Annotated in this window: 27 protein-coding genes and 2 tRNA genes; 15 read left to right on the forward strand and 14 right to left on the reverse strand. The window is 45.0% G+C overall.

Annotated features, from left to right (window positions below; genetic code table 11):
• Together ACQY3H_RS03240 and coaD are read right to left on the reverse strand one after the other, a co-directional pair.
• On the reverse strand, positions 1-183 hold a 183-nt coding region (locus ACQY3H_RS03240), incomplete at its 3' end, for a hypothetical protein (RefSeq protein ID WP_428074821.1).
• 325 nt (positions 184-508) lie between these two features.
• Positions 509-985 (reverse strand): pantetheine-phosphate adenylyltransferase, encoded by a 477-nt coding sequence (coaD, locus tag ACQY3H_RS03245; RefSeq protein ID WP_428074823.1) that lies wholly within the window; start codon positions 983-985, stop codon positions 509-511.
• Positions 986-1,039: 54 nt separating this feature from the next.
• Here coaD and ACQY3H_RS03250 point away from each other — a divergent pair, with 54 nt between their 5' ends.
• Positions 1,040-2,194: a deoxyguanosinetriphosphate triphosphohydrolase family protein gene (locus ACQY3H_RS03250; protein ID WP_428074825.1), complete on the forward strand. Its 1,155-nt coding sequence runs from the start codon at positions 1,040-1,042 to the stop codon at positions 2,192-2,194.
• Between the two features lie 63 nt (positions 2,195-2,257).
• Here the strand turns inward: ACQY3H_RS03250 and ACQY3H_RS03255 are convergent, their stop codons facing one another.
• The 3 genes from ACQY3H_RS03255 to ACQY3H_RS03265 all read right to left on the reverse strand — a co-directional run bounded on the left by ACQY3H_RS03255 (position 2,258) and on the right by ACQY3H_RS03265 (position 4,200).
• Positions 2,258-2,926, reverse strand: a complete 669-nt coding sequence (locus tag ACQY3H_RS03255) for a hypothetical protein (RefSeq protein ID WP_428074827.1) — start codon at positions 2,924-2,926, stop codon at positions 2,258-2,260.
• A gap of 170 nt (positions 2,927-3,096) precedes the next feature.
• Positions 3,097-3,170, reverse strand: a tRNA-Gly gene (locus tag ACQY3H_RS03260).
• Positions 3,171-3,228: 58 nt separating this feature from the next.
• A complete protein-coding gene (locus ACQY3H_RS03265) occupies positions 3,229-4,200 on the reverse strand; it encodes a hypothetical protein (protein WP_428074829.1) in 972 nt (323 codons plus the stop codon).
• 90 nt (positions 4,201-4,290) lie between these two features.
• On the opposite strand from ACQY3H_RS03265, the gene ACQY3H_RS03270 reads away from it, so the two are divergent.
• Entirely contained in the window at positions 4,291-4,680 is a 390-nt protein-coding gene (locus tag ACQY3H_RS03270; RefSeq protein ID WP_428074831.1) for an acyl-CoA thioesterase, read from the forward strand.
• A gap of 64 nt (positions 4,681-4,744) precedes the next feature.
• Here ACQY3H_RS03270 and ACQY3H_RS03275 read toward each other — a convergent pair whose 3' ends face one another.
• The gene (locus tag ACQY3H_RS03275; RefSeq protein WP_428074833.1) at positions 4,745-5,281 is read right to left on the reverse strand and encodes a hypothetical protein; all 537 of its coding nucleotides are present in this window, start codon (positions 5,279-5,281) and stop codon (positions 4,745-4,747) included.
• Between the two features lie 39 nt (positions 5,282-5,320).
• The gene (sppA, locus tag ACQY3H_RS03280) at positions 5,321-6,463 is read right to left on the reverse strand and encodes a signal peptide peptidase SppA (protein WP_428074835.1); all 1,143 of its coding nucleotides are present in this window, start codon (positions 6,461-6,463) and stop codon (positions 5,321-5,323) included.
• Between the two features lie 55 nt (positions 6,464-6,518).
• Between sppA and dapA the strand changes: the two genes are divergently transcribed.
• From dapA to ACQY3H_RS03300, 4 genes are read left to right on the forward strand one after another with little or no spacing between them, the layout of a single operon-like run.
• On the forward strand, positions 6,519-7,439 hold the full coding sequence (dapA, locus tag ACQY3H_RS03285; RefSeq protein WP_428074837.1) for a 4-hydroxy-tetrahydrodipicolinate synthase: 921 nt from the start codon (positions 6,519-6,521) through the stop codon (positions 7,437-7,439).
• A gap of 7 nt (positions 7,440-7,446) precedes the next feature.
• Positions 7,447-8,325, forward strand: coding sequence for an aspartate-semialdehyde dehydrogenase (locus ACQY3H_RS03290; protein WP_428074839.1), 879 nt, complete (start codon positions 7,447-7,449; stop codon positions 8,323-8,325).
• Entirely contained in the window at positions 8,322-9,011 is a 690-nt protein-coding gene (locus ACQY3H_RS03295) for a 4-hydroxy-tetrahydrodipicolinate reductase (RefSeq protein WP_428074841.1), read from the forward strand. The genes ACQY3H_RS03290 and ACQY3H_RS03295 overlap by 4 nt, the downstream gene beginning before the upstream one ends.
• Entirely contained in the window at positions 9,008-10,423 is a 1,416-nt protein-coding gene (locus tag ACQY3H_RS03300) for a UDP-N-acetylmuramate--L-alanine ligase (RefSeq protein WP_428074843.1), read from the forward strand. The genes ACQY3H_RS03295 and ACQY3H_RS03300 overlap by 4 nt, the downstream gene beginning before the upstream one ends.
• Before the next feature lie 66 nt (positions 10,424-10,489).
• On the opposite strand, the gene ACQY3H_RS03305 is transcribed toward ACQY3H_RS03300, so the two are convergent.
• From ACQY3H_RS03305 to tilS, 4 genes are all read right to left on the reverse strand, one after another.
• The gene (locus ACQY3H_RS03305) at positions 10,490-11,038 is read right to left on the reverse strand and encodes a type IV pilin protein (protein ID WP_428074845.1); all 549 of its coding nucleotides are present in this window, start codon (positions 11,036-11,038) and stop codon (positions 10,490-10,492) included.
• Positions 11,039-11,121: 83 nt separating this feature from the next.
• The gene (murD, locus tag ACQY3H_RS03310) at positions 11,122-12,510 is read right to left on the reverse strand and encodes a UDP-N-acetylmuramoyl-L-alanine--D-glutamate ligase (protein ID WP_428074847.1); all 1,389 of its coding nucleotides are present in this window, start codon (positions 12,508-12,510) and stop codon (positions 11,122-11,124) included.
• A complete protein-coding gene (locus ACQY3H_RS03315) occupies positions 12,503-13,951 on the reverse strand; it encodes a UDP-N-acetylmuramoyl-L-alanyl-D-glutamate--2,6-diaminopimelate ligase (RefSeq protein ID WP_428074849.1) in 1,449 nt (482 codons plus the stop codon). Before ACQY3H_RS03315 ends, murD begins: the two co-directional genes overlap by 8 nt.
• Positions 13,952-13,963: 12 nt before the next feature.
• Positions 13,964-14,686, reverse strand: a complete 723-nt coding sequence (gene tilS / locus ACQY3H_RS03320) for a tRNA lysidine(34) synthetase TilS (protein WP_428074851.1) — start codon at positions 14,684-14,686, stop codon at positions 13,964-13,966.
• Between the two features lie 46 nt (positions 14,687-14,732).
• On the opposite strand from tilS, the gene ACQY3H_RS03325 reads away from it, so the two are divergent.
• A complete protein-coding gene (locus tag ACQY3H_RS03325; RefSeq protein ID WP_428074853.1) occupies positions 14,733-15,098 on the forward strand; it encodes a response regulator transcription factor in 366 nt (121 codons plus the stop codon).
• Positions 15,099-15,250: 152 nt separating this feature from the next.
• Positions 15,251-15,769 (forward strand): type IV pilin protein, encoded by a 519-nt coding sequence (locus ACQY3H_RS03330; protein WP_428074855.1) that lies wholly within the window; start codon positions 15,251-15,253, stop codon positions 15,767-15,769.
• 2 nt (positions 15,770-15,771) lie between these two features.
• Here the strand turns inward: ACQY3H_RS03330 and ACQY3H_RS03335 are convergent, their stop codons facing one another.
• The 3 genes from ACQY3H_RS03335 to ACQY3H_RS03345 are packed head-to-tail and all read right to left on the reverse strand — an operon-like array spanning position 15,772 to position 19,085.
• Positions 15,772-16,359 carry a biotin--[acetyl-CoA-carboxylase] ligase gene (locus ACQY3H_RS03335; RefSeq protein ID WP_428074857.1) on the reverse strand — a complete coding sequence of 196 codons (588 nt, stop codon included), beginning with the start codon at positions 16,357-16,359 and terminating at the stop codon, positions 15,772-15,774.
• Between the two features lie 9 nt (positions 16,360-16,368).
• Entirely contained in the window at positions 16,369-18,360 is a 1,992-nt protein-coding gene (gene uvrB, locus ACQY3H_RS03340; protein WP_428074859.1) for an excinuclease ABC subunit UvrB, read from the reverse strand.
• A 41-nt stretch (positions 18,361-18,401) separates the two neighbouring features.
• Complete coding sequence (locus tag ACQY3H_RS03345) at positions 18,402-19,085, reverse strand: MarC family protein (protein WP_428074861.1); 684 nt, start codon at positions 19,083-19,085, stop codon at positions 18,402-18,404.
• A 181-nt stretch (positions 19,086-19,266) separates the two neighbouring features.
• Here ACQY3H_RS03345 and ACQY3H_RS03350 point away from each other — a divergent pair, with 181 nt between their 5' ends.
• The 7 genes from ACQY3H_RS03350 (at position 19,267) to ACQY3H_RS03380 (ending at position 25,701) form a co-directional block, all read left to right on the forward strand.
• A complete protein-coding gene (locus ACQY3H_RS03350; RefSeq protein WP_428074863.1) occupies positions 19,267-19,734 on the forward strand; it encodes a type IV pilin protein in 468 nt (155 codons plus the stop codon).
• 121 nt (positions 19,735-19,855) lie between these two features.
• Positions 19,856-19,927, forward strand: a tRNA-Val gene (locus tag ACQY3H_RS03355).
• Positions 19,928-20,016: 89 nt separating this feature from the next.
• Positions 20,017-21,033 carry an AI-2E family transporter gene (locus ACQY3H_RS03360; protein ID WP_428074865.1) on the forward strand — a complete coding sequence of 339 codons (1,017 nt, stop codon included), beginning with the start codon at positions 20,017-20,019 and terminating at the stop codon, positions 21,031-21,033.
• Positions 21,030-22,328, forward strand: a complete 1,299-nt coding sequence (locus ACQY3H_RS03365; RefSeq protein ID WP_428074867.1) for an MFS transporter — start codon at positions 21,030-21,032, stop codon at positions 22,326-22,328. Before ACQY3H_RS03360 ends, ACQY3H_RS03365 begins: the two co-directional genes overlap by 4 nt.
• A 1-nt stretch (position 22,329) precedes the next feature.
• Positions 22,330-23,214, forward strand: a complete 885-nt coding sequence (gene murQ / locus ACQY3H_RS03370; protein ID WP_428074869.1) for an N-acetylmuramic acid 6-phosphate etherase — start codon at positions 22,330-22,332, stop codon at positions 23,212-23,214.
• A complete protein-coding gene (locus ACQY3H_RS03375) occupies positions 23,207-24,289 on the forward strand; it encodes an anhydro-N-acetylmuramic acid kinase (RefSeq protein WP_428074871.1) in 1,083 nt (360 codons plus the stop codon). Before murQ ends, ACQY3H_RS03375 begins: the two co-directional genes overlap by 8 nt.
• Positions 24,286-25,701, forward strand: a complete 1,416-nt coding sequence (locus tag ACQY3H_RS03380; protein WP_428074873.1) for a glycoside hydrolase family 3 N-terminal domain-containing protein — start codon at positions 24,286-24,288, stop codon at positions 25,699-25,701. The genes ACQY3H_RS03375 and ACQY3H_RS03380 overlap by 4 nt, the downstream gene beginning before the upstream one ends.
• Positions 25,702-25,703: the final 2 nt, after the last annotated feature.

Below are 25,703 nucleotides of genomic sequence, written 5' to 3' on the forward strand. Positions count from 1 at the left end.
ATACGCCCCTTGGTATATTTCGGTGATGGCTTTTAAACTTTCCGCTACATATTTTCCGGTATTGGCACTCGTTACCAAAGCGCGGCCTATCTCAACAGGAACGGTCACCGCCTGCGCCATTGCAGGGGACACGCTGCTGACGAGTAGACAAATACTCAAACATCCGGCGATTAACGATCTCATAAGATCTCCTTTCTTATATTATTGCGAAAAAGCACATAAAAAACTAGGCCCAAAAGACCTAATTTTTCTTGTCTTTTGGGCCTAGTTAGAAATAGGCACTTATTTATAAAACTATCTTGTATTAAAAACACTATGGGCTGATAAAAAGGAAACAGTAATTCCGCCCCTTTAAGCCGACTACTGTACGGCTTGGGCTTGCACTGGTACTTCCGCTTGAAACGGCTACAGTACATAAAATACTCCTTATCACTAGCTCCGTATTTATTGTACCAAAAACCACAAGCCTTGTGCAAGTTTTTATGATTTTACGACGACAGATTAAGCGTTAGCCCAACTTGCTTTTTACCGCTTTGGCCACCACTTGCGGCACAAAAGAAGAGATATCCCCCCCGGCCCCAGCGGCTTCTTTTACCAAGGACGAACTAACGTATTTCCACGTCAGAGAAGTCGGCAAAAAGACGGTTTCCAACCCGGGATAGAATCGGGAATTAAAGTGCGCCGCGGCGAGTTCCGGCTCTATGTCTTGCGGCCCGCGCACCCCGCGTACTAAAATCTGTACGTTATGTTGACGGGCATAGTCGGCTAATAATCCGTCTGCCGTTTCTACGCATACCCCGGGGATATTAGCCGTTACTTGGCGTAACAGTTCCACCCGCTCTTGTAAGGAAAACAACGATGTTTTATTCGTATTTTGCATAACAAGCACGGTTAACCCGCCAAAAAGTTTAGCGGCGCGGGTAATAATATCCAAATGTCCGTTCGTAACGGGATCAAAACTGCCTGCATAAAGGGCGCGTATCATAAAATTCTCCTTGTATTGTAGCGGGCGACTTCTTATATATGGTATCATAATTTTATGATTAAAAATCCGTTTTCCGATGAAATTTATACGCGCCGCACCCACCCGCTAACGTCCGATTTGCGCGGGGAGTATTTTAGAGACCAAACGAAAATTATTCACTCGTTACCGTTTCGGCGGCTGAAACATAAAACGCAAGTGTTCTTTGCCCCCGATAACGACCACATTTGCACCCGCATTGAACACGTTTTACACGTGGCCACGATTGCCGCCACCATTTGCCGCGGGCTTAATAAAAGCGGAAATTGGGACTTAAGCGAAGATATGGCGTATGCTATCGGACTCGGGCACGATATCGGTCATGCACCGTTTGGGCACGAAGGAGAACGGGCCATCAATATGTGTTTGCCCAAAGGCCATAAACCGTTTTTACATGAAGTGAACAGTTACCGCGTGGTAGAGCATTTAGCCAACTATGGGGAAGGATTAAATCTTACTTTTGCGGTCAAAGACGGTATCATCTGCCATTGCGGAGAAGATTATGATAATAACCAACTTCGCCCCGGCAAAACCCCCAATGATTTGGAAAAAATCTTCGGGCGCAATCAAATGCCTTCTACTTATGAAGGATGTATTGTACGGTTATCGGACAAAATCGCCTATTTGGGACGCGACATTGAGGACGCTATCAAGGCCGATTTAATTACATTAGAAGATATCCCGCAAGACGTGCGCGAAGAACTCGGTGAGAAAAACGGGGAAATCATCAATACGCTTACTTTAGATTTAATCAATCATTCCAAAGATAAAGATTGTATCGGATTTTCGGATGAAAAGTTTGATTTATTATCCAAATTGCGGGTATTTAATTACAAACGCATTTACGATAACGAACAAATGCGCCAACGCAAGGAAACGATTTGCAAGTGTATCGCCGATTTATTTACGTATTTCCGCCACATTTTCGGCCGGTATCAATTTGATTATGACGGCTATGAAAAAGAAGGAAAACAAACCGCGCATAATTTTGCTAATTACATGAAATCTATGCAAAAGGTGTATAAGCAAGACGTCACCCAATTAGATACGATTATCGCCGATTACATTTCCGGCATGACCGATTCGTATGCGCTAGACGTAATGGAAGATGTGATTTTGCCCAGTTCCATTAAATTCTTAAATTACAATCACGCTAAAGCACCCGCGAAATAACAGTTTGTTCACAAGCAAAAAACACCCTGCCGAAAAGCAGGGTGTTTTTACATTAAATCTCAATTAGAACAAGTAGGGCGCGTTGGCTTGGAAATACCGGATCACGTTATCCATACCGGGTTGATTGGCGTTGGCCAAAGCAACTTGGGCGATGGTGCGGCCCGCTTTATCTTGGCTCAGGGAACGGACACGTTCTTTTTCCAGCGTAGTAGAAATCGCAATCGGCCCGGTTAAGTGCATCGTAGGGCGGAGTTTAGAAATGGCCACCGCCAAATCGGAACTGGCTTGCAAAGTACCTTTTTCGCTGGCGAATAATAAGGCAAAGGTATCCGTTTTTCCTACGCTTAAATGCGCTTGAGCCGGCGTTTCGTCCATCGTTTTATTTTTCTGGTTGATTAAACCATGTAAAATACCCGGGGCTTGTTCTTTATATATGCGGCGGATAGCGGCGGATAAGGCCTGTACCGTAGCAGCGTTTTTGGCACGGTGGAAGCAGTTGTTACCGAATTTATCCGTTTTGGTAAGCAACACCGCATCTTCCAGTTGATCAATAAAAGCGATATCCCCTTTATCTACGGCTTCCCAGAAGCGGGATTCTAACGAATGTTTAGACACATAGCGTTGCACCATTTCTTGGCGGCGCGAATTGGTAGGAATCGTGCTAAAAGACGGAGCGGCTTGTACCGCAGATACGATTAAGGCTACTAATACTAAACTTAAAAATTTTTTCATAAGAATCTCCTTTACTGCGTTTTCTTACTTATATAGTAGGGAATTTGACGGGTTAAAACGAGGGTATTTAGGCCCAATGCAAGTGATTTTTGGGCCTAGGAAAAAATAGGTCTTTTGGACTGGAATATGGTGCATAAAAAACCCCGGGAATAAATCCCGGGGTTTTTAAATGGAGCGGGCGAAGAGAATCGAACTCTCGTCTCAACCTTGGCAAGGTCGCGTTCTACCATTGAACCACGCCCGCAAAAAATCGGTTACTGCTGACATAAATATTATAACAAAAAATTTTAACCCGCACAACTTTATTTTCTGGTTTTGCTTTTTGAAGCACGCGAAGTTTTAGTATTTTTGGGGGTTGTTTTCTGGGTTGTCGTCGTCGGTTTGGCAGCCGGTTTGGCCGCCGCAGACTGCGCAGATGCGCCCAGCAAAATATCGGCAATTTTCTTTAAGTACGGGTTTTCTTTTACAGCAGTTACAACGCCCTCATTTTGGCGCAAGGCGGCTAATTGCGGATGTTGGCGGATAATGTTAGCGGCCTCTTGCGGATGATCGCGATAGTATTTAACGGCTTTACTGATAAGCAAATAACTCATAAACCGGCTACCCGCTACCGTACGTACCAGTTGCGGATCAGCCAATACGGCCTTTACGGTTTCGTTATTAAAAAATTCTTCCATACCGGCTTGATCTTCGGTAAGGGCGAGCAATAATTGCGGATCATTAAGTAACGGCTCCACATCCGGGCGGGTAATAAATGCCTGGATCATAATGTCATTAGAAAGCAGATAACCGATCATTTCCGCATCGTCCAAGTTAGAGGCAAAGTTAGTTGTCAACGCCCAAGGGGCTGCACCGATAATTTCGTAATTTTTCGGCGTCATTGTTTTATAATTAAAACGGCTGATAATAGGCAACGTAGAACCCAAGTTAGCCGCCGATACGTTGCGGTTTTGCCCTTCGCGGATTTCCACATAGGTTACTTCGGTATTGGGATTAAATTCTTCTTGTCCGATAAGCCCTTGCAGTTGGGAAGGATCCAATGCGGCCGTTAAATTTTCTGCCCGGTTTTTAGACAAAATTAAAAAGAAAAGCGTTACAAGCACCAGCAAAAACACCGCGCCGCCCAAAACAACCTCCAGGCCTTGTTTAGCCTGTTTTTTCGGTTTGTTTTCAAGTGGAACCGAGGCATTATCTTGTGCCTGCTGCTGCACTTGCTCTTTACGGTATTGTTGCGGGTTTTTAAGCCGCTTAATAATTTCATCTGTTTTTAACATAACTGGTAAATGCGGTTTTTTGTTACGCGTAATCAAGTATAATTTATTATATGAAATCTAATTGATATTTTGTAGCAACGGAGAATTTTTATGCAAAAAACTATTTTTTATCACGATACGGATTGCGGCGGAGTTGTCTATTACGGCAACTACTTAAAATTTTTTGAAGAAGCCCGCACCTTATATATGCAAGAAAAAGGTTTTAGCATACCTGCCCTGATGAAAAAAGGATTATTCTTTGTGGTGGCGCGGCAAGAAGTGGAATATAAATATCCCGTCCGCTACGCTGATGTAATTGAGATAGATACAAAAATTTTAGAAACGTCCGATATCAAAATTATATTTGAAAACACTATTAAAAACCAAGACGGCAAATTGTGCACCAAAGGCAAAACAACACTTGTATGCATCAATGCACAAGGCATGCCTACCCCGATGGGGGCAGACGTCAAAACCGCCATGGGGCCGGACGCAAAATAAAATTTATTTCAAACAAAAAACGGCGCACTTTTTAAGTGCGCCGTTTTATTTTCCTCAAACTATTTTACGAGAACAGCCACATGATTGCCCATACAAAAAACACACCCGTCAGCATGACAACCGCCATCACCGGGACAACAGTAAACACCCATGCCCCAAAAGCGCGGCTATACGAAATGTGATAGGCACGTTTAATCGCGCGCGTCAAATAGCCCAGTTGCAGGCCAAACACGCCTAAAAGGGCTAACGGAGCCAGCCACCCTAAATGCGCGGAAGGTACTGCCGCGGAAATAAGGGCAAAAGCAATCAAAAGGCTTTTAATAAATCCGGCAGAGCCAATCAGTACAAACAATTTTGCGGGGGACGTTTGCACGTTGGAAAAATCTAAAAACAATCCGCATAACGACGCGATAAAATAACCGGCCGTTAATTCGGCCGCAAACACAATGGCCAATTTAACCACTAACGAAACCGGGGATAATCCGTCGCCGATATTAAAGAACAACACCCACCCTAAAGCGGCCACAAAATAACCCGCACACGCCAGTGCAAACGAACGTTCGTGTAAAAGCGTTTGCACCGCTTTTGCCGGATCGTTCATATAATCAAAATATAATTTGAATAAATGCATAACGCTCCGTTAATTAACCCACAAATACGATACGCTGGGCGTAGCAAGCGTTTGTAATTGTTTGGCGAGAGTTTGGTTTTCCATACTGGATCCGAGCGAGAACACAAACTCACGCAAGTTCGCCCCGCGTTGGTTGATAATTTCCGGGTCGGTTAATCCGGCCAGTTCTCCGGCCAGTTTGCGGGCTTCCTCTTCGCCGCCGAGTTTATCTACAAACCCTAAATTAAAGGCGCGTTGCCCGGTGAACACACGTCCGTCGGTATATTCCGTTAAATCTTCCGCTTTTACATTGGGACGTCCGGCTTTAACAGCCGCAAAGAATTGGGTGTACGTATCGTTTACCATGTCTTGCAATAAGGCTTTTTCGGCATCGGTCATGGGACGGAAAGACGAACCCATATCTTTGTATTTGCCCGATGTAATCGGTATAACTTTTACACCGATTTTTTCAAATAAACCTTCTACATTGCTTGTTTGCATAATGACACCGACCGAGCCGGTAATCGTACCCGGTTCGGCCACGATTTTATCAGCCGCCATAGCAATATAAAACCCGCCGGAGGCTGCCACATCACGCATAAGCGCCACAATTTTTTTACCTTGTTCCTTGGCTTTTATCAACTCATCATAAATGTTTTGAACGGAAGCCACCGTCCCGCCGGGGGAGTTAATATCTAACACAATGGCTTTAACGTTTTTGTCTTCTGCTGCTTGACGAATGCGTTTGGCAATAGCCCCCGCACCTGACGGGCGCGAAAAGGCACCGGAATCATTATCTTGCGAAATAACACCGCGCACTTTGATCCAGGCGATACCCGGTTTAGACGATTTTGACTTGGAAATAGCCGTAAACAAAGGGCTATCTTCTTTTTCTCCTTCCGTTTTGACAGGAGCAGCAGTCTCGCATTTCTCAACGGGGCGCACCGCCAAAAATATCCCGCAACAAGCCGAGATTAAAAAAGTCAACAAGACTAAACTGGACCATATATTGCGCGAATGTAACGGATGACGCGGCTCAGGCTCGTTGGTAAAAATTGCCGTTTTTTCATTTTCTTTCAGCTTTTTCTCCCACTGTTCGGTAGGCAAACTGGTATCGGTATCTTCAAAGATAGAGAATGTATCCTCTTTTTTTTCGTTTTCGTTTTCAGCCATAAAATTCCTCTTTTGTAAAATAGTATCTAAATTATAGCAATTAAATTGCTAAAATATGAGCAGTTATTCTTTAATAATAGGTACGATTATGTTTAATGGAATTTTTACAGCATTGGCTACGCCTTTTTTGCCCGACGGGAAAATTGATTTCTCCGCCTTAGAAAATTTACTTTCTGCCCAACTCGCCGCGCACATTGACGGCGTGGTATTATTAGGCACAACCGCCGAAACCCCGACGTTATCGGCGGATGAAAAAAAACAAATTTTAGATTTTTGCGTACCGCGCTTGGCAGGTAAATGCAAAATCATCATCGGCACCGGAGCCAATAATACGCAAGTTGCCGTAGAAAATACGCGCGCCGTTGCCCCATACAATCCCGACGCTGTTTTGGTGGTTACACCTTATTATAATAAACCCAATCCCGCCGGACTAATTGCCCATTATCAGGCAGTGGCCGAAGTGGGGTTGCCTATTATTTTATACCACATCCCCGGGCGCACCGGCTTAAAACTGCCGGACAATGTACTGGCTGATTTGCTCGCCAATGTGCCGCAAATCGTAGGGATAAAAGAATCGGATTACGACGCTTCCCACGTCATGCAAACGGCCGTCAGTTATACTGAAAATTTAGACTATTTGTGTGGAAACGATGATTTATTTCCGCAATATTTGGCCATTAACGCTTCGGGCATTATCAGCGCGGCGGCTAACGTGTTTGCACCGGCTTTCGTGCAAATTTATCAGTTATTTCAAGCGGGAAAGACGAAAGAATCGTTTGCCTTGTTTGCGCAACTTTATCCGTTTATCAAAGCCTGCTATGCCGAAACAAACCCCACATGTATTAAATATATGTTAGCAAAGTTAGGATTTGGCTCTGCCACCGTACGTTTGCCGCTCGGTGAAATTTCCGCCGCACATAAAGAACATTTAGACACGTTATTTCAAACGGCAAACCCGTCGTGGCTGATTAAGTGAGGTCTGTATGAAAACAGTAGGTATTATCGGAATTAACGGGATGGTCGGTCAAAAAATGTTGGCCGAATTACAAAAAGTAAAACAACTTTTTGAAATCAAAACTTTCGGACGAAATGATGAAATTCCCGCGCTGGATATTGCGGTATTATGCACCGACAATCCTGTCAGCCGCGAATTAGCCCCCGCACTCAAAAACCGCGTGAAATTTATCGTAGATATGTCGTCCGAATTTCGCATGACGGACGGCGTACCGCTTGTCATTCCGGAAATTAACCCGCACGCCATTACCAAAGATACGCCGCTGATTGCCAGCCCCAACTGCACGACGACAGGCTTGGTGATGAGTTTGGCACCCTTAAAACCATTTTACGATTTTGAAGAAGTATTTTTCTGTTCGTATCAAGCCATCAGCGGCGGCGGGAAAAAATTATTGGATGATTTCAATACGCCCGGTTCGTATTACGAAAAAAATTGCGTACCGCTTATCGGCTCATTACTCCCCAACGGACACACGAGCGAGGAATTAAAAGGACTTTACGAAAGCCGCAAAATTTTGGAAATTCCCCACTTAAAAGTATATTGTCATACCGTGCGCGTGGGGGTGGAAAACTGCCACTCGCTGGGCGTAAGCGTGAAGTTAAACAAAAAAGCCGATTTGGAACAAATCAAAAATGCGTGGAATCAATTTCCTCATTTAACTTATTCCGCGGCCGTCGTTACCCCTAAAGAAGTCAGCGGCAAAGAAACCACATTTATCTGCCGCTTACGCAAAGATGTAGAAGAAGAAAACATCATTCATTATTTTATTACGTTTGATAATTTACTAAAAGGTGCTGCTATGAACGGTCGGCAAATTGTAGAATTATTGTTGGAGCGTTTTGTATGAAGAACACCGAACCGAAAAAAGTACTTATCAACGGAGCCAACGGCAAAATGGGCCGCGCACTGGCGCGTTTAATCGGCGAGAACCCGCAACTGGGTTTAACAGTAAGTGCCACCCGTAGTGCCGGACAGGAAATCAATACCGATTTTGATATTGTCATTGATTTTTCAACTCCGCAAGGCGCTCAAGAAGCGTTTGCCCTTGCCAAATATCATCATAAACCCTTTTTAACAGGAACAACTAATTTACCGGCGACATTTTTATTTCAAATGCAACAGGAAGAAAAAATTCCGGTATTTTTTGCTCCAAACGTCAGTTTGAGTGTCTACTTTTTTACACAACTTGCCAAACAAGCCGCGCAAATGTATAACGGATATAATCTGCGTGTGCACGAAATTCACCACATTCATAAAAAAGACGCTCCCAGCGGCACCGCCAAACGGTTAGCCGATGTGTTGAATTTTCCGACGGAGCAAGTAACTTATGAGCGTATCGGAGAAACAGTCGGTACGCACGAAATTCAATTTTCGTCCCCATTCGATGAAATCACCCTCACGCACAAAGCAACCAACCGCGATTTATTTGCTAAATCAGCCTTAGAAATCGCGGCGTGGCTTGTAGCGCGCGAAGGCGGATTTTATACCATGTCGGACTATGCAAAATTCAAATTAAAGGAACTTAAAAAATGAAAATTCATTTTATTGGAATCGGCGGAGTAGGCATGAGCGCGCTTGCGCAACTACACGCCATGGGTAACGACGAAGTAACCGGCTCGGATCGGTTGATCAGCAAAGGATACACCGATATGGCCTTGTGGGATTATTTGAAAAAATTAGGCGTCAAATTATTCCCGCAAGACGGAAGCGGTATTGATGAAAAAACAGAACTTGTGATTTTGTCTTCCGCCATTGAAGAAGATAACCCCGAACTTCAAAAAGCGCGGGCGCTCAACATCCCCACCATGCACCGCTCGGAACTTTTAGCTAAACACGTAGCCACGCACCGCACGATTGCCGTTTCCGGCACGAGCGGCAAGAGTACCACCACCGCCATGGTATATGATATTTTAGCGTTTGCCGGGTTGCAACCGTCGGTGATTACGGGTGCGGCTATTTTATCGTTACAAAAAGAGCAGGGCGTTTTCGGAAATGTATATAAAGGAGATTCCGATTTGCTCGTCATTGAAGCCGACGAAAGCGATGGGTCTATCGTCAAATACAAACCGTATTTGGGGCTGTGTTTGAACTTACAAAAAGACCATAAAGAAATTGAAATTTTACAAGGATATTTCAAAGCATTTATTTCGCATTGTAAAACGGCTATCGTCAATGCGGAAGAACCCAATTTGCAAGCGATTTCTTCGGGCGCAAAAACTTTTGGCATGTCCTACGGGGACATTCACCCCACGGAAATTAAAGTGGACGGTTTCGGTTCGGACTTTACCATTAAAGGCCAACCGTTCCGTTTGCAAGTGCCGGGGCTTCACAACGTGGCCAACGCTACCGCCGCAGTAGCCGCCGCATTAGAGTTAGGCGTAGATTTGGAAACGTGCGCTAAAGCCTTGCACAAATTCCAAGGAATTGCCCGCCGGTTTGCAAGTATCGGCAGTTATAACAAAATTGAAGTGGTGGACGATTTTGCGCACAACCCGCATAAACTCGCGGCTACTATTGCCGCCGCACACTTACGCGGCAAACGGGTACTTGCGTTTTATCAACCGCACGCGTTCACTTCCATTAAATTATTAACAAATGAATTTGTGGAAAGTTTCGCGCGCTCCATCGGCCCCAATGACCACTTGTGGTTAACCGAAGTATATTATCCGGGCGGAACAATCCCGCCGGGTGTTTCGTGCCGTACTGTTTATGAAGGATTAAAAGCACGCGGCGTGAACGTAAGTTACGACGGGTGCCGCGAACATTTGCTGGCCGAAATGGCGGCCGCCGCAAAGCCGGGCGACATTATGCTGGTACTCGGCGCGCGCGATCCGACACTGACGGACTTTGCCCGCAAATTACTTGCGGCTTTGAAAGAACATCAACCGTCATCCGCGTGCAAAAACTGCATGCTCGGAAATTGTTGTATGGCCTTTAGCAAATAGTATTGGAAACAACAAAAAAACCGCCCCGCTTATACAAAAGCGGGGCGGTTTAGTTTTAGCGAAAAACTATTTCATTTCGTAATAGCGTGCGCTCCACTGCGTTAACTTCAAATCATTGGTACCCCATACTTTCGTGCAAAAACTTCCGGCGGTACTTACATAGTTGGTGCGTTCTACACAATAAATTTTCTGATCCAGGGTATTGGTAGGATCTACATGCACAAAGATAAACCCGGCACCCAAATAAGGCCCCGTTTTGAAAAATGCCGAACTCAATACAAAACTATTAGCGGCATTGTTAATACTTAACTCCATATTTTCGTTGGTGCGTATAGCATCCGATGACAACGTACTTACACCAACGACAGGGGAGGTGGTGCTTTGCAAATTATCAAAGCCAAGAGATAATTCTTCAAAAGAATTAGCATACGTTCCGTTGGCCATATGGTAGGCTTCTTGGGCAGTAGCCAAACTTCTTACCGAAGTAAAAAGTTGTGCCGCGCGGCTTTTCCAAACCGCTTTTTGGTATTGCGGTAAGGCGACGGCTGATAAAATACCGATAATAAGAACAACGACTAATAATTCAATAAGCGTGAATGCCTGATTATTTTTCATATCCGGGCTCCTTTTTATAAGTAGGGATATCCTTTAACAAGTATAGCAAAAACGAATCAAAACATTTGCGTTTCTTTTATGACTTATTTTTTGGAAGAAGAAGTGCGGTCTTTGAAAATGCGTGCGTCCACCAAGCGCTTAAACACACGGCCGCGGTCTTCAAAACTTTTGAATTGGTCGAACGAAGCGCACGCCGGAGAGAGTAGCACAATATCGCCTTTTTGCGCGTTTTTCATGGCGGCGTCCACGGCGTTTTCCAACGTTTCGCAACGCACCACCGGATAGCCGTTTAGTTCGCGCTCGATTTTATCCATCGCTTCGCCGATAGTTAACACGCGCTTGCAGTAATCTTTCAAATAGGGTAACAGAATTTCATACGAAGCGCCTTTATCGCGCCCGCCTAAAATCAGCCAGATATTATTACACTTATCAAAACTTTTTAAGGCGGTAATCGTAGAATCTAAATTGGTGGCTTTGGAATCATTAACATACACAACACCGCGGTGATACGCAAATTGCTCAATGCGGTGTTCCATCGCCTTAAAATTATCAAACACGCGTTGTATCGTATCCGACATGACGCCCGCACTTAAAGCCATCAGCGCAGCCGCCATGGCATTTTCTATATTGTGCATGCCTTTTAATTGCGGAGGACGCAGTTGTTGCCCTTCGCTGAAAATCAGTTCATCTCCGTCAAAAAACACATTGGTTTTAAGCAAATGTTTGGGATAGGTGGAAAAGGCAAGCACCCGGCTTTTGGCTTTTTCGGCCAGTTCGGCACACGACACATCCGCCCCGTTGACCACAAAAATATCATTAGAGCGTTGATTCTTGCAGATTTTGCCTTTGGCTTTGATATAGTTGCGCATGCCGCCATGATGTTCCAAATGATCCGGCGTAATGTTTAATAAACACGCCACATGCGGACGGAAATAGGTACTATCTTCTAATTGGTAACTGGAAACTTCTACCACAATATCATCACCGGGTTGTACTTTATCCGCGATATGAGAAATCGGGTTGCCGATATTGCCGCAAACAAACACATTGCGCTTGGGCAATTTTTCGGCGGCATCTGCCTTCAAAATTTCACCGAGCAATGCCGTTGTAGTTGTTTTCCCGTTGGTACCGGTAACGGCAAACACGCGTACTTTTTTAGGCATAAAGGCAATCGCCACTTCCAACTCGCTAAATACCGGAATTTGGCGTTTGCGGGCTTCTAAAAGTACCGGGGAATGCGGCGACATGCCGGGGCTTTTTATCCAAAAATCACAGGCAAATAATTTTTCGCTGTGCCCGCCGGTCTCCACTTCTATACCGGGAGAAAAAGTTTTAACGTGCGCCACAGGGGCATCTTCGCTAATTAACACCGGGATATGATGCGCGGCAAGCAGTTCGGCTACCGCACGCCCGCTTTTACCCAAACCGAGCACCCCCGCTTTTTTATGTTGCCATACGGCTAATTTAAACATATTTTTTCTCCCGCAAAAAATCTAAAATTTCTTCTTGATCGGAAAAGTGCTTTTTCTCCGTTCCGACCAGTTGGTAATTTTCATGCCCCTTTCCCGCCACAATGACGATATCATCTTTATGTGCAGCCGTTAATGCGCGGCGGATGGCCTCGGCACGGTCGGGAACGATTTCATAATTGGTGCAACCTTGCATACCCGCTAAAATATCATTAAAAATCTGTTTTGGATCTTCGCAACGCGGGTTATCGTTTGTCAGAAAAACGTAATCGGCATTGGTACAAGCGGTTTTACCCATTAAAGGGCGTTTGGTTCTATCACGCTGTCCGCCACACCCGAACACTAAAAACACTTTGCCTTTTTGAAAGGGTTTAATCGTGGCAAAAGCACGTTGCAATGATTCATCGGTATAAGCAAAATCTACAAACGCAAAAAAATCTTGCTTGCCGGCAATTCGTTCCATCCGTCCCGGCACTCCGGGCAGTGCGGCCAGCCCTTTCAAAATTACTTCTTCCGGTATATTGTTGGCAACCGCCGCGGCCCAAGCGGCCAGCGCATTATAAACATTGTGCTTTCCTAATAAATTGATACGTGCTTTGTGGCCGTTAACTTCAAATTCCGTATGCGTTAAAAACTCGCGGATATTCGTTGCACGGAAATCGGCTGCGTTTTCTTGCGCAAAAGTAATCACGCGCACGCGGCCTTGCAACATATCGGCTAATTTTTGTCCGTACGGATCATCTATATTGATAATAGCGGCCCGGTGTGGTTTAGGGTTATTGGTATCGGCGATATTTTCAAACAGTTTTACTTTGGCCTTGAAATAGTTTTCAAACGTTTGGTGAAAATCTAAATGGTCGCGTTGCAAATTGGTAAAGATAGCGGTATCGTACCAAATATGCCGTACCCGCTGGAGTTCCAACGCATGGGAAGACACTTCCATCACAACGTTTTGGCAATTTTCCGCTTTCATTTGCGCCAGCAATTTGAATAATACTAATGCGGCGGGTGTGGTGTTGGGCGCGTCGCAAATTTTGCGTCCCGCAATGCGGTAACTAACCGTTCCCAACGCACCGACCTTACGTCCGGCTTGTGTTAAAATACTTTCCAAAAGATACGCAATTGACGTCTTACCTTTTGTGCCGGTTACGCCGATCATTCCCAAAGAATCCGACGGACGGCCGTAAAATTCATAAGCGGCATCGGCCATATCTTTATCTATATCGTGCGAGAGCAAAAACGGAACAGATAACGCTTGCTCTTGTGCGGAAACAATAAGAGCGGCCCCGTTTTGAACGGCTTGTGCAATAAAGCGGTTACCGTCCACATTAGCCCCTTTGAGCGCAAAAAAGACAAACCCCGGCTCAACTTCTTGCGAGCGGAAAGTAAGCCCTGTAATTTTGATACCCAATTTACGGGATTCTTCTAACACGATACTAGCCATATTTATATGGTATCAAATTAGGCGGGCAATTTCCTGAGCCATTTGCGCTAAATGCTGTTTGATTTGCGGTTGCTTGGTTTCCAACAACGGCAGTAACGTACCGCGCACCCAGTTGCGGGTGAATTTATCATCAAAGTTGGTTTGGTCGGTAACATAGGAAAGACCATTCTGTTTAACATAGGTTTCCGTTTCTTCGCGCGTGATACAGAGCAAAGGCCGGACGATTTCTACCGACGAAGTTAACGGACGGCGCACCGGAATTCCCGTTAGCCCTTTGGCTTTCGTGCCGCGCAAGAGATTAAGCAAAATGGTTTCAACGTGATCGTCCAAATGGTGACCCAGCGCCAGTTTGGTGGCCCCCCATTTGCGAGCCACTTGCGACAATTTTTGATAACGCGCTTTACGCGCGGCGTGTTCGGGGGACAAATTATACTCACGTGCAATTTTTTTCACATCGGCTTTTTCTACAAAAAATTCAATGTGATGGGCGGCGCAAAACTGTTTACAAAAGGCGGCATCTGCCGTAGCCGCGCGCCCGCGCAAGCCGTGATTGATGTGCACAGCCGCTAACCGGAAATGTTTTTCGCGGGACAGATAATTCAAAAAATGCAACAGGCAAACAGAGTCCGCCCCGCCGCTAAAGCCGACGAGAACCGCATCTTTTTGGTTGATAAGCCGTGCACAAAAAGCACGCATTTTGGGCAATACAGATGCATTAAAACTTTTTTTTGTCATATAAAAAAGTATAATAAATAATAAGAGAACAAAGGAAACGAAAACTATGAAAAAGAAAATTTTAATTGTGGAAGATGAACCCGCTATCGTAGAACTCCTACGCATTGTGTTGGTACGCGCCGGGTATGATGTATATACCTGCCAAAGCGGACGTGACGCTATTGCCATGATGAAACAAGTCATGCCGCATTTAGTGATTTTAGATGTAATGCTCCCCGGATTAGACGGTGCGAGCATTGTGCGCATTATGCACGAAGACGAAATTTTATCGTCCACTCCGGTTATTGTGTCGTCAGCCTTGTTGGAATCGGAAAAAATGTTCATGCCGTATCCGCAAGTTAAAGGCTTTTGCGCCAAACCGTTTGTGCTGAAAGACTTTATTGCCAAAGTCAAACGCGCCATCGGCGACTAAAACTAATCTTTACTTAAAAAAAGCCCGCGAGTTTTTCGCGGGTTTTTTGTTGTTATTGTCGTAAATTTACAGGCTTACTAAATCGCTCTTGACAAATCAAAAAAAAAAACGATAATAAAGGGACGGTAAAAAACAACAAAGGAGCAAACAATATGAAGAACAAACAAGCATTTACGCTTATTGAACTATTAGTAGTTGTTTTGATTATCGGCATTTTAGCCGGTGTGGCCTTGCCGCAATACCAAAAAGCAGTATGCAAAAGCCGAGCAACGGAAGCCATGAATATGGTGCGCGCTATTGCCAATGCACAAGAAGTGTATTTTATGGCCACCGGCGATTATACAAACGATATCAATGAATTAGATATAGAAATTTCAAGCAATCTCATAGGAACGTGGCCCAACCCCTTATTTGAAAACAAATATTCCTATGCCTGCTTTGAAAAACGTGCTTGCGGGGCTATAGCATCCAGCCCAAATCTTCCCGCTTTTGAAATTGATTTAGAAAATAAGGGAAATTATGGAAATTCCGGAAAGTTTTATTGCCACGTCGCAGATGCTATTCACAAAAACAATCTGGCCAAACAAATCTGCCAAAGTTTAGGTAGAGAAGACATCGCTTTCGGGCAACAATACGGATTCAATGCCGGAAAGTATTTTATCTTAAACTAATTTTACCGCACCGAAGCCAGCCAACACGCATATTCGCGCCAGAAATTTTCTAAAAGTTCTTCCAAGAAAATTTCTTTAAGGACTTCTTCGCCCACCAGTTGTTTAACGCTGACCGCACTGTCTTTTAACGAAGCGGGCAAGCGGTTGTTGACGTTCACTCCAACGCCCACCAACATCCAGTGATCGGCACATTCTCCGGCGGAAGTTTCTATTAAAATACCGCAAATCTTTTTCCATTTGCGGGCCGCATTATCCCACACGAGCACATCGTTGGGCTCTTTAATTTTCGTTTTGAAACCAAACATGTCCGTTAAAGTTTGGGCGACGGCCTCGCCGACGCGCACGCTGAGTGACGCATTACACGCGGCAGGTTTTTGCGGACGCAAAATCAAAGTGAAATATACCCCGCCCTCGCCGGAGTCAAAACTCCGTTCATACCGGCCGCGTCCCGCTGTTTGGCTGCAGGAAAGCACCATCGTGCCTTCCGGCTCGCCGGACAAAGCAAGTTCTTTGGCTAAATTTTGCGTGCTGTCTATACTTTCCAGCCCGATCACTTTTGTTACTGATTGTACGGTTAATGTATCTTGCATAAATCTTCCTTATTTTAATTTCATTTGTCTTAGTTCAAACAAACGGTCGCGCAGTTCGGCGGCCAGTTCAAAGTTAAGTGCGTCGGCGGCTTGGCGCATTTGCGCTTCAATATCTTTTTCCACCGCTTTAATGTTTTTGGCCGTCGGCACCGGTAGCGAATCTGCCAAAATACCGAAAGCACTTGTTTTAGTTTGTTGTTCAAATTCTTTCAGTTCCACTTCCGCTTTTTGAATGGTTTTAGGCGTAATGTGATGTTCTTTATTATACGCTTCTTGCAATTCACGGCGGCGGTTCATTTCGGTTAAGGCATATTTAATGGAATCGGTTTTTCGGTCGGCATATAAGATTACTTCGCCGCCCGCATTACGCGCCGCACGGCCGGAAATTTGGATAAGCGTGGTAGTGTTACGCAAAAAGCCTTCGTTATCAGCACCTAAAATCGCCACCAGCCCCACTTGCGGAATATCAATTCCTTCGCGCAGCAAGTTAATACCGACAAGAACATCAAATTTCCCCTGCCGAAATTCTTTCAAAATTTCCACGCGGTCCAAGGCTTCAATATCGGAGTGCAAATAACGCGTTTTGATGTTATGTTCGGTAAAATAGGTACTTAAATCTTCCGCGGTTTTTTTCGTTAAAGCCAGCACTAGCGTACGTTCGTTTTTAGCGGTATGTTCCTTGATTTTTTCCACCAAATGGTCAATTTGCCCGGCGGTGGGATGTACTTCCACTTTCGGGTCCACGAGCCCGGTGGGGCGAATTACTTGTTCCACAATGTTATTACCGCAAACGGTCAGTTCATACGGGCCCGGCGTAGCCGACACAAACACGGTGGAGGGCATTAAACTTTCAAATTCTTCAAATTTAAGCGGGCGATTATCTAATGCGGACGGCAAGCGAAAACCGAAATCTACCAACATGGTTTTGCGGGCCCTGTCTCCGTTAAACATACCGCGCACTTGCGGCAAGGCCACGTGTGATTCGTCCACCATTAACAAAAAATCATCATAGCGTTTGAAATAATCTATTAACGTGGATGGCCGTTCTCCGGGTTTGCGCCCGTCCATATAACGCGAATAATTTTCTATACCGCTGCAAAACCCTGCCTGCTCCAGCATTTCCAAATCGTACTCGGTGCGTTGTTTAATGCGGTAGGCTTCCATTTCTTTGCCTTGGGCCAACAGTTCTGCGTGGCGCACTTGCAAATCGGCACGGATTTGTTCAATGGCGTTTTGGGTATCTTCATCCGTCGCCACAAAATGTTTAGCAGGGTAGATCCACGCTTCTTTTAATTCGGCCATGATATTTCCCGTAATGGGGTGAATTTCGTAAATATGTGCAATCGTCCTTCCGGCAAATTCAATACGGATAGCGTTTTGACTATATGGTGTCATTACATCTATATTCGGGCCGCGAGTGCGAAATTGCCCCGACGTAAATTCCATTTCATCACGGTGATATTGAATTTTAATCAGATAGCCCGATAGTTGCGCGCGCGTCATTTCCATACCTTGTTTGACGTAAATACGCATTTCGCGGAAACTGTCCGGCGAGCCGATGTTGTAAATGCACGACACCGATGCCACCACAATTACATCTTTGCGCGACGTAAGCGAAGTCGTTGCTTTCAAACGCAACTTATCAATATGTTCGTTGACGGCGGAATCTTTTTCAATATAAGTATCCGTCTGCGGGATGTACGCTTCGGGCTGGTAATAATCGTAATACGAAATAAAATACTCTACGGCATTTTCCGGAAAGAACTGCTTAAACTCGGCATATAACTGCGCGGCTAATACTTTGTTGGGTGATAAAATAAGTGTGGGTTTATTCAAACGGGCAATAACGTTTGCCATTGTAAATGTTTTGCCCGACCCGGTTACCCCGAGTAACGTTTGCCGCGTCTTGCCGGCTAATACGCCTTTGGTAAGAGCGTCAATGGCTTTGGGCTGATCGCCCGCCGGACTAAATTTGGAAACGAGTTTGAACATAGACGTCATATAAAAAAAGGCGGCCCAAAGCCGCCAGAAAAACTATCCGATCAGTGTGTAGCCGGAGTATGAATAAACGCGGTATCCAACACGCCGGGGAGTAATTGCGATACACCGTCAATCATAAACTGCATGGCAATCGCACACAAAATCATACCCATAAACCGGATGACGATTTGCGTACCGTTGCGGCCGATTTTTTGGAACAAATACGGCGCGCCCACAAGCACCAGCGCTACAATACACGAACTGACAAACAATACTAAAATCATCATAAGCGACATCAGCAGCGAGTCGCTTTTCTCCGCATACAAAATAACGGTGGTAATACTGCCGGGGCCGATAAAAAGCGGCATGGCTACCGGCACCAAAATATGACTCAAACTGTTACGCGCTTGGTCAAATGTATTGCCGGCGGGAGCCGTTGTTTCAATGCCGTGTTGTTCAAATTTGCTTTTCCCCTGCAACATGCGAAGCCCGATCAGTAAAATCATAATGGAGCCCGCCAGTCTAAACGCCGGCAGCGTAATACCAAACATCGTTAAAATGCGGTTACCGAATAAAAAGAAAATAAGCAATAAAACAAAAATAGAAAGGGACATTAAAAGCCCGACCGCACGTTGCACGCGCGGAGATTCGTTCTCTACATATTCCAAAAAAATCGGCATGTTACCAATCGGGTTCAAAATGGCCAAAACACCGATAAATGCGTTAAATAATAATCCCCATTCCATAGATTTATTTTCTGTCTCCTTGTTATTCTGCTTACTATGCGAATTTACAGACAATTATAGTATAACAAATTCGTATGTACTGCAAAATGCAGTTCTCTTATACTTATTGGCAAATTAAAATCCCACATTGAGAAAAGAATGATACTATGATAGCAACCACAAACCCGCAAGGAGATTGTTTATGAATAACAAAGCATTTACGCTCATTGAACTATTAGTAGTTGTTTTGATTATCGGCATTTTGGCCAGCGTAGCGTTACCGCAATATCAAAAAGCAGTGGAAAAAGCCCGCATGGTTGAAGCCGTTTTGTTGGTGCGGAAAATTGCCGAAGCCCAACAACGCTATTTCCTAGCCAACGGCGTATACGCCACTTTTGACGAAATGGACAGTTTAGATATTGAAATTCCGCACGCGTCCACTTCTTTAGTGGTCGGGCAAAACCGTTTAGTGACGAAAGACTTTGCCTATACATGCCGCGGTACGGGAGACGGACAAATTGCCGTAGCCGAACGCGTGCCGACGCAACAGCGTTATTATATTCTCATAGACAGATCGGATCCCGAAAAAATCGTCTGCCAATCTTATTCCACGGGGACGAACGTACAAAAGAAATTATGTTCCCAATTAAATACGAATGGTATCCTGTAAATATGATATAATAAAATATATTTCCGGGCAGTTGGCGCAGCGCTTGTAACACAAAGTTCGTCCGCCTTAGCGGACCGCTACTAAAGCGCCAATGAAAAGAGAAATAAAAATTTGTATTTTAGGGCAGTTGGCGCAGCGGTAGCGCGTCCGCCTCACACGCGGAAGGTCACAGGTTCGAACCCTGTACTGCCCATATTTAGAAAGCATCCCATAAGGGATGCTTTTTTGTTGAGCGTTACAAATTCCGCTCGGTATGCTATACTAATTTTATAGGAGAAAACTATGTCTTTTAAGTCTGCTACCGAAAAATTAGCCCCCATCAATAACATTTGTCTGATGATCCTAGCCGGGACGGCGGCTACCGCCGTACTCGTCTACACTAAAAGTATTTTAATGCCGTTTATCATTGCGCTTTTTATTTCCACCTTGGCCGGCGCATTGGCGGAAAGACTGAAACGCAAATGGCACGTTCCATATACGTTGGGGCTTATCATCAGTTTTGTAGCGTTTTTAGCGTTGGTATCGGCAGCGGTATTGTTTATCTCAAACTCTATTGAAAGTTTTATCCACGGCGCGGATATTTACGCCGACCGTTTGAACGATTCGTTAGATTGGTGTTTAGGCCATGCGCAAAAATACGGGGTGAACATCAACGCCCAATTCGTCTTGGAAAATGCGGCCAAGCTGCCTGTGTTTAACTTCGTCAAAAGTTTAGGCGGAACTTTAATGAGCATTATTACCAATTTAATGCTGATTACGCTATTTGTTATCTTTATTTTCATGGGCAAAGCCACTACCGACAAACCCTCTCTCGTCGGTCATATCCAACAGCAAATTGCGTTTTATCTGATGATTAAAATTTTCGTTTCTTTATTGGCGGCGGTATGCACGTGGTTGGTGCTTGCCTCGGTCAAAACCGAACTGGCTTCCATGTTAGCCGTACTGACTTTTGTACTGAATTTTATTCCCAACATCGGGCCTTTTATTTCCACCGTACTGCCGATGCCCGTATTATTTTTGCAATACGGGTTTGATTGGCGCATGGTGCTTGTGCTTGTTTTACTGACTACTATTCACTTTGTTATCGGTAACATTTTAGAAACAAAATGGTTAGGAAAAGGAATGGATTTAGACCCTATTATCGTGCTGGCATGCTTAATTTTCTGGGCACTTGTTTGGGGCGTGATGGGGGCTTTACTCGCCGTACCGCTTACGGCCATTATCAAAATGATTTTTGAGAAAAACGAAACCACCCGACCGCTGGCTAATTTGCTGGCCGGGAAATACGCATTCAAATGAAAAAGACAACTTCCCCTTGGGGTTTTATCCCCACTTTATATTTAGCCGAAGGATTCCCCTATATCGTTATTAACACGGTATCGGTTTTGTTGTATGCAGACTTAAAACTCCCCAATGACGCTATCACGTTTTGGACGGGGTGGCTGTATTTACCGTGGATACTTAAAATGTTTTGGAGCCCTTTGGTAGATGCGCACTCTACCAAACGCCGGTGGCTGTTGGGGGCGCAAACGTTGCTTTCCGCGGTGTTTTTGGCCATTGCGGGGATAGTAGGAATTATTACCTTCTTGCATGCACAAGAAAGCGGCCTTCAAACTATTTTTACACTTACCTTATTTGGTTTCTTTTTCGGTGCATTTGCATCCGCCACTTTGGATATTGCGACCGACGGATATTATTTGTTTGCACTCACGCCGACAGACCAATCTAACTTTGTTGGGGTGCGTACCATTTTCTATCGCTTGGCGATGATTTTAGGTAGCGGAATTTTCATTTCGCTGACCGGGGCTTTAGCCGAGCGCGGATTAGTAGCCAAACCATATAATTGGGTATGCTTATTCGGCTTTTTAGGCATTTTGTTTTTAGTGTTTGCCGCGTTTCATGCATACATTTTACCCCGGCCGGAACAAGACAAACCCGTTTCGTCTTCCACCGCCACCGCGTGGAAAGAAGCGTTCGGTTCCTACTTTACACAAAAAAACATTCTCTATATTTTGCTATTTATTCTGGTGTACCGTTTCGGTGAAGCATTGCTGGAAAAAGTCGTTCCGCTATTCTTATTAAAACCCGTTACCGACGGTGCCCTCGGCTTAAGCATGGAAAAAGTGGGGCTTATTAAAGGCACGCTGGGACTCGGCGGCATTATCGTAGGCAATTTACTGGGCGGATGGTTGCTCGGCAAATATGGTTTCAAAAAATGTATTTGGCCGTTTGCGTGCTTACTTGTACTGCCGAATTTCTTTTATGTTTATTTGGCCGTTGCCAAACCGGGAATTGCCGTAATTGCCACCTTAATTACGTTAGAGAATTTCGGCTATGGGTTAGCCATGATGGCGCTAACCGTATTTATTATGTATGTCTCGCAAGGGGCTTATAAAACATCCCACTATGCCATTTCAACCGGTATTATGGCCTTAGGTATGATGGTGCCGTCTATGTTATCCGGCAAAATGCAAATGGCCCTTGGCTACGAACAGTTTTTCTGGGTAACGGCATTGATCAGTTTATGTTCATTTGCCGTCGTACCGCTTTGTTTCAAAATCAACGTATTAGATGAAGCGGAAAAACAAAAATAATATGAAAAATTTGTCGCCAACCGAACAAATCAATGCTAGCACTACGCACTTAGACCGCCTTACTCCGCGGCAGTTGGCGCGTGTATTAAATGCAGAAGATTTCAATGCGGCACGCGCTGTCAAAAAAGCAAACCGCGAAATTGCAGCCGCTATTTCTTTAGCCGCAAAAACCTATCAAACTAAACATAAAATTATTTTTGTAGGAGCAGGCACCAGCGGGCGGCTGGGCGTATTGGAAGCCGCCGAGTGCGTGCCCACGTTCAGCACATGCCCGACGGAAATTTTTGGAATTATCGCCGGCGGAAAACCGGCTATGTTTCGCGCGCAAGAAGGGGCGGAAGATAACGCTAAACAAGGGGCGGAAGATATCCGCAACACCGCCGCGCAAGATGATTTTATTATCGGCATTACGGCAAACGGTCACACGCCCTATGTGTTAGGCGCGTTGCAACAAGCAAAAAAATTACGCGCCCATACCGCACTCATTTCATGTAATCCCGAGGCCGACACATCCCATGCGGATATTCATATTTATTTATGCACCGGGCCGGAAGCATTAAGCGGTTCTACACGCTTAAAAGCGGGAACCGCCACTAAAATGGCCTTAAATGCTATTACCACCGGAGCCATGGCTTTGTGCGGAAAGACATACGGTAATTTAATGGTGGATGTTAAACCTACGAATAAAAAATTGGTAGCGCGTGCCGTGCGGCTAATTGAACAAATCGCCCGAACCGATGAAAAAACCGCGGCTAAATTATTGAAAAATTCCGGCGGAAAAGTCAAAACGGCTATCGTAATGCACCGCAAAAATTTATCACGCCAAGAAGCACAAAAAAAATTAAACCGCGCCAACGGTTTTTTGGGGGAAATAATAGATGACTAAACTAGCACTGGGACTCATGAGCGGCACAAGTGCCGACGGTTTAACCGTCTGCGCAGTGCAGATTCGTCCGTTTCGTGTGCTATTTTTTCATAACTATAAATATACTCCGCAATTACAACAAAAACTATTACACGCCTACGAATTAAACGCCGCGCAACTCAGCGAACTTAACTATGAACTCGGTGCATTATATGCCAAAACAGTCGCGCGATTTTTAAAACAATTTCATCTTTCTCCTAACGATATCAGCGTTATAGGCTCGCATGGTCAAACTATCGTACATGCGCCTAACGCAAAAATTCCGCATACCTTGCAACTGGGCGTGCCGGAATTTATGGCCGCTAAATTTAATGTGCCGGTAGTGAGTGATTTTCGTGCGAAAGATATGGCACTGGGCGGGCAAGGCGCGCCGTTAATACCGTTTTTTGATGAATATATTTTCGGACAGGGAAAGCCGAAAATATTACTTAATTTAGGCGGTATAGCCAATATATCGCTCGTCGGTAAAAAAGTAAAAACGCAAGGGTTTGATGTGGGGCCCGCTAACAGTTTAATTGATTTATGCGCACAACTTTTATTTCAAAAACCGTTTGATAAAAATGGTGCTCTTGCCGCCAAAGGAACGCCGGACAAAGCCCGTGTAAAAAATTTACTCACTCAACCGTTTTTTAAGCAAAAGCCGCCCAAGAGTTTAGACAAAAACGATTTCGGGCGTGCGTATTTAGCCCGTTATTTCGGGCCGATTATCAACGCATACGACCAAATTTCCACCGTCACGTATTTTACAGCCGCCGCGATAGCCGAGCAAATTGGCCGGTTTATTCCGCACCGCTACCAACAAGAAATGATTGTGTCCGGCGGCGGATGTTATAACAAAACCTTGCTTGCGTTTTTGCATGAAGAACTTCCGCATATAAAAATAGTTTCTTCGCAAGATTACGGTATAGATCCGCAAGCCAAAGAAGCCGCGGCGTTTGCGCTGTTTGCATGGCTGGCGTTACACCGAAAAATCAATCACTGCCCGTTGGCTACCGGCGCCAAACGTGCCTGCATATTAGGGAAAATTACACTATGAACATTGCCCGCTTAATTCACCCCGGTTTTTGGTTTGATAAAACCCCGCTAGAGCAAGCCCTCGCCTTAGCCAAACGCGGGGTGGGCGGGTTTTGTATTTATGGCGGCACACGCGAAAAAATAACTGAATTTACAAAAGCGGTACGTCAAGTTTCTCCGTTAGAAAATTTACTCATTTCTGCCGATTACGAAGACGGCCTTGGGCGCTGGTTGCCAGACGCGCCGCTGCTTCCGTCCAACATGGCTTTGGGGGCGGCGAACGATGAAAATTTAGCGTATGAAAAAGGTCTTTTAACGGCGCATCAAGCGCGCAGTTTAGGCGTAGATTGGGTCTTTGCTCCTGTTTTAGATTTAGCCGATAATGCGCTTAACCCGATCGTCAATACGCGCGCCTTTAGCAACGATCCGCAACAGGTTATCCGCCTCGGACGCGCGTTTTTACGCGGTCTTAACGACGGCGGGGTGTTATCCAGCATAAAACATTGCCCGGGACATGGCGACACCACCACCGATTCGCATGTATCTCTCCCCGTTTTACATAAAACAAAATCTCAATTGCTCGCGCGTGAATTGGTACCATTTTCTGCCTTGTTAGATGCTACCGACAGCGTAATGTTTGGGCATTTACTTATCCCGGAAATTGACGCTGAAAACCCGGCTTCTCTTTCGCCAAAAATCGTAAAAGAAATTGTACGGGGCCAATTCCGTTACGACGGGTGCATACTCACCGATGCGCTTTTAATGAAAGCCATCGGCGACGAAAAAACCGCCGCCTTAAAAGCCTTACAAGCCGGGGCGGACATTTTACTTGTTCCGCAAAATCCGTCTGAACTTTTAACGTTTTTGGAAGAAACAAAAATATCACCGGAAATTATTTCACGTGCACTCCGTCATCAAGACGTCTTATGTAAAAAAATTCAAACGCGTCCGGCAATGACTTCTCCCGTTCTTTGGCACACCGATTTTCCGCGCCGCACGGCCCAAAAAGCCATCGTCAAACGCGGGGATTTATCGTCGTTCAAGCCCGGGCAAACTGTTTCATATATCGTCGTAGGAGATGACGGAAAGACTTCCGTTACACCTTTGCTCAACACGTTAAAGAAAAACGGTGTGAACGTAATTCCTTTTACAGAGCGCGCAGAAAATTTACTCATTATTTGTCTGCGCCGCTATCAGGCGTTTGCCGGAAAAATTGCGTTGGAAGAAAACGATATTGTCCGTCTAAAAAAAGCGGTAGAAAATGCGGAAAATTGTGTAAGCGTTTTGCTTGCCAGCCCGTGGGCGTTGCCCAAAGAACTCAAAATTAAAACTTCGTTATATACGTTCAGCCCCGCCCCCGAATTTCAGGAAACCGCGGCCGAAATTTTGTTAGGACAACGAACGGCGCAAGGCTCTTTGCCGGTGACTTTATAAAT

The organism is Candidatus Avelusimicrobium luingense (assembly GCF_902757105.1).
In the GTDB taxonomy this organism is placed as follows: domain Bacteria; phylum Elusimicrobiota; class Elusimicrobia; order Elusimicrobiales; family Elusimicrobiaceae; genus Avelusimicrobium; species Avelusimicrobium luingense.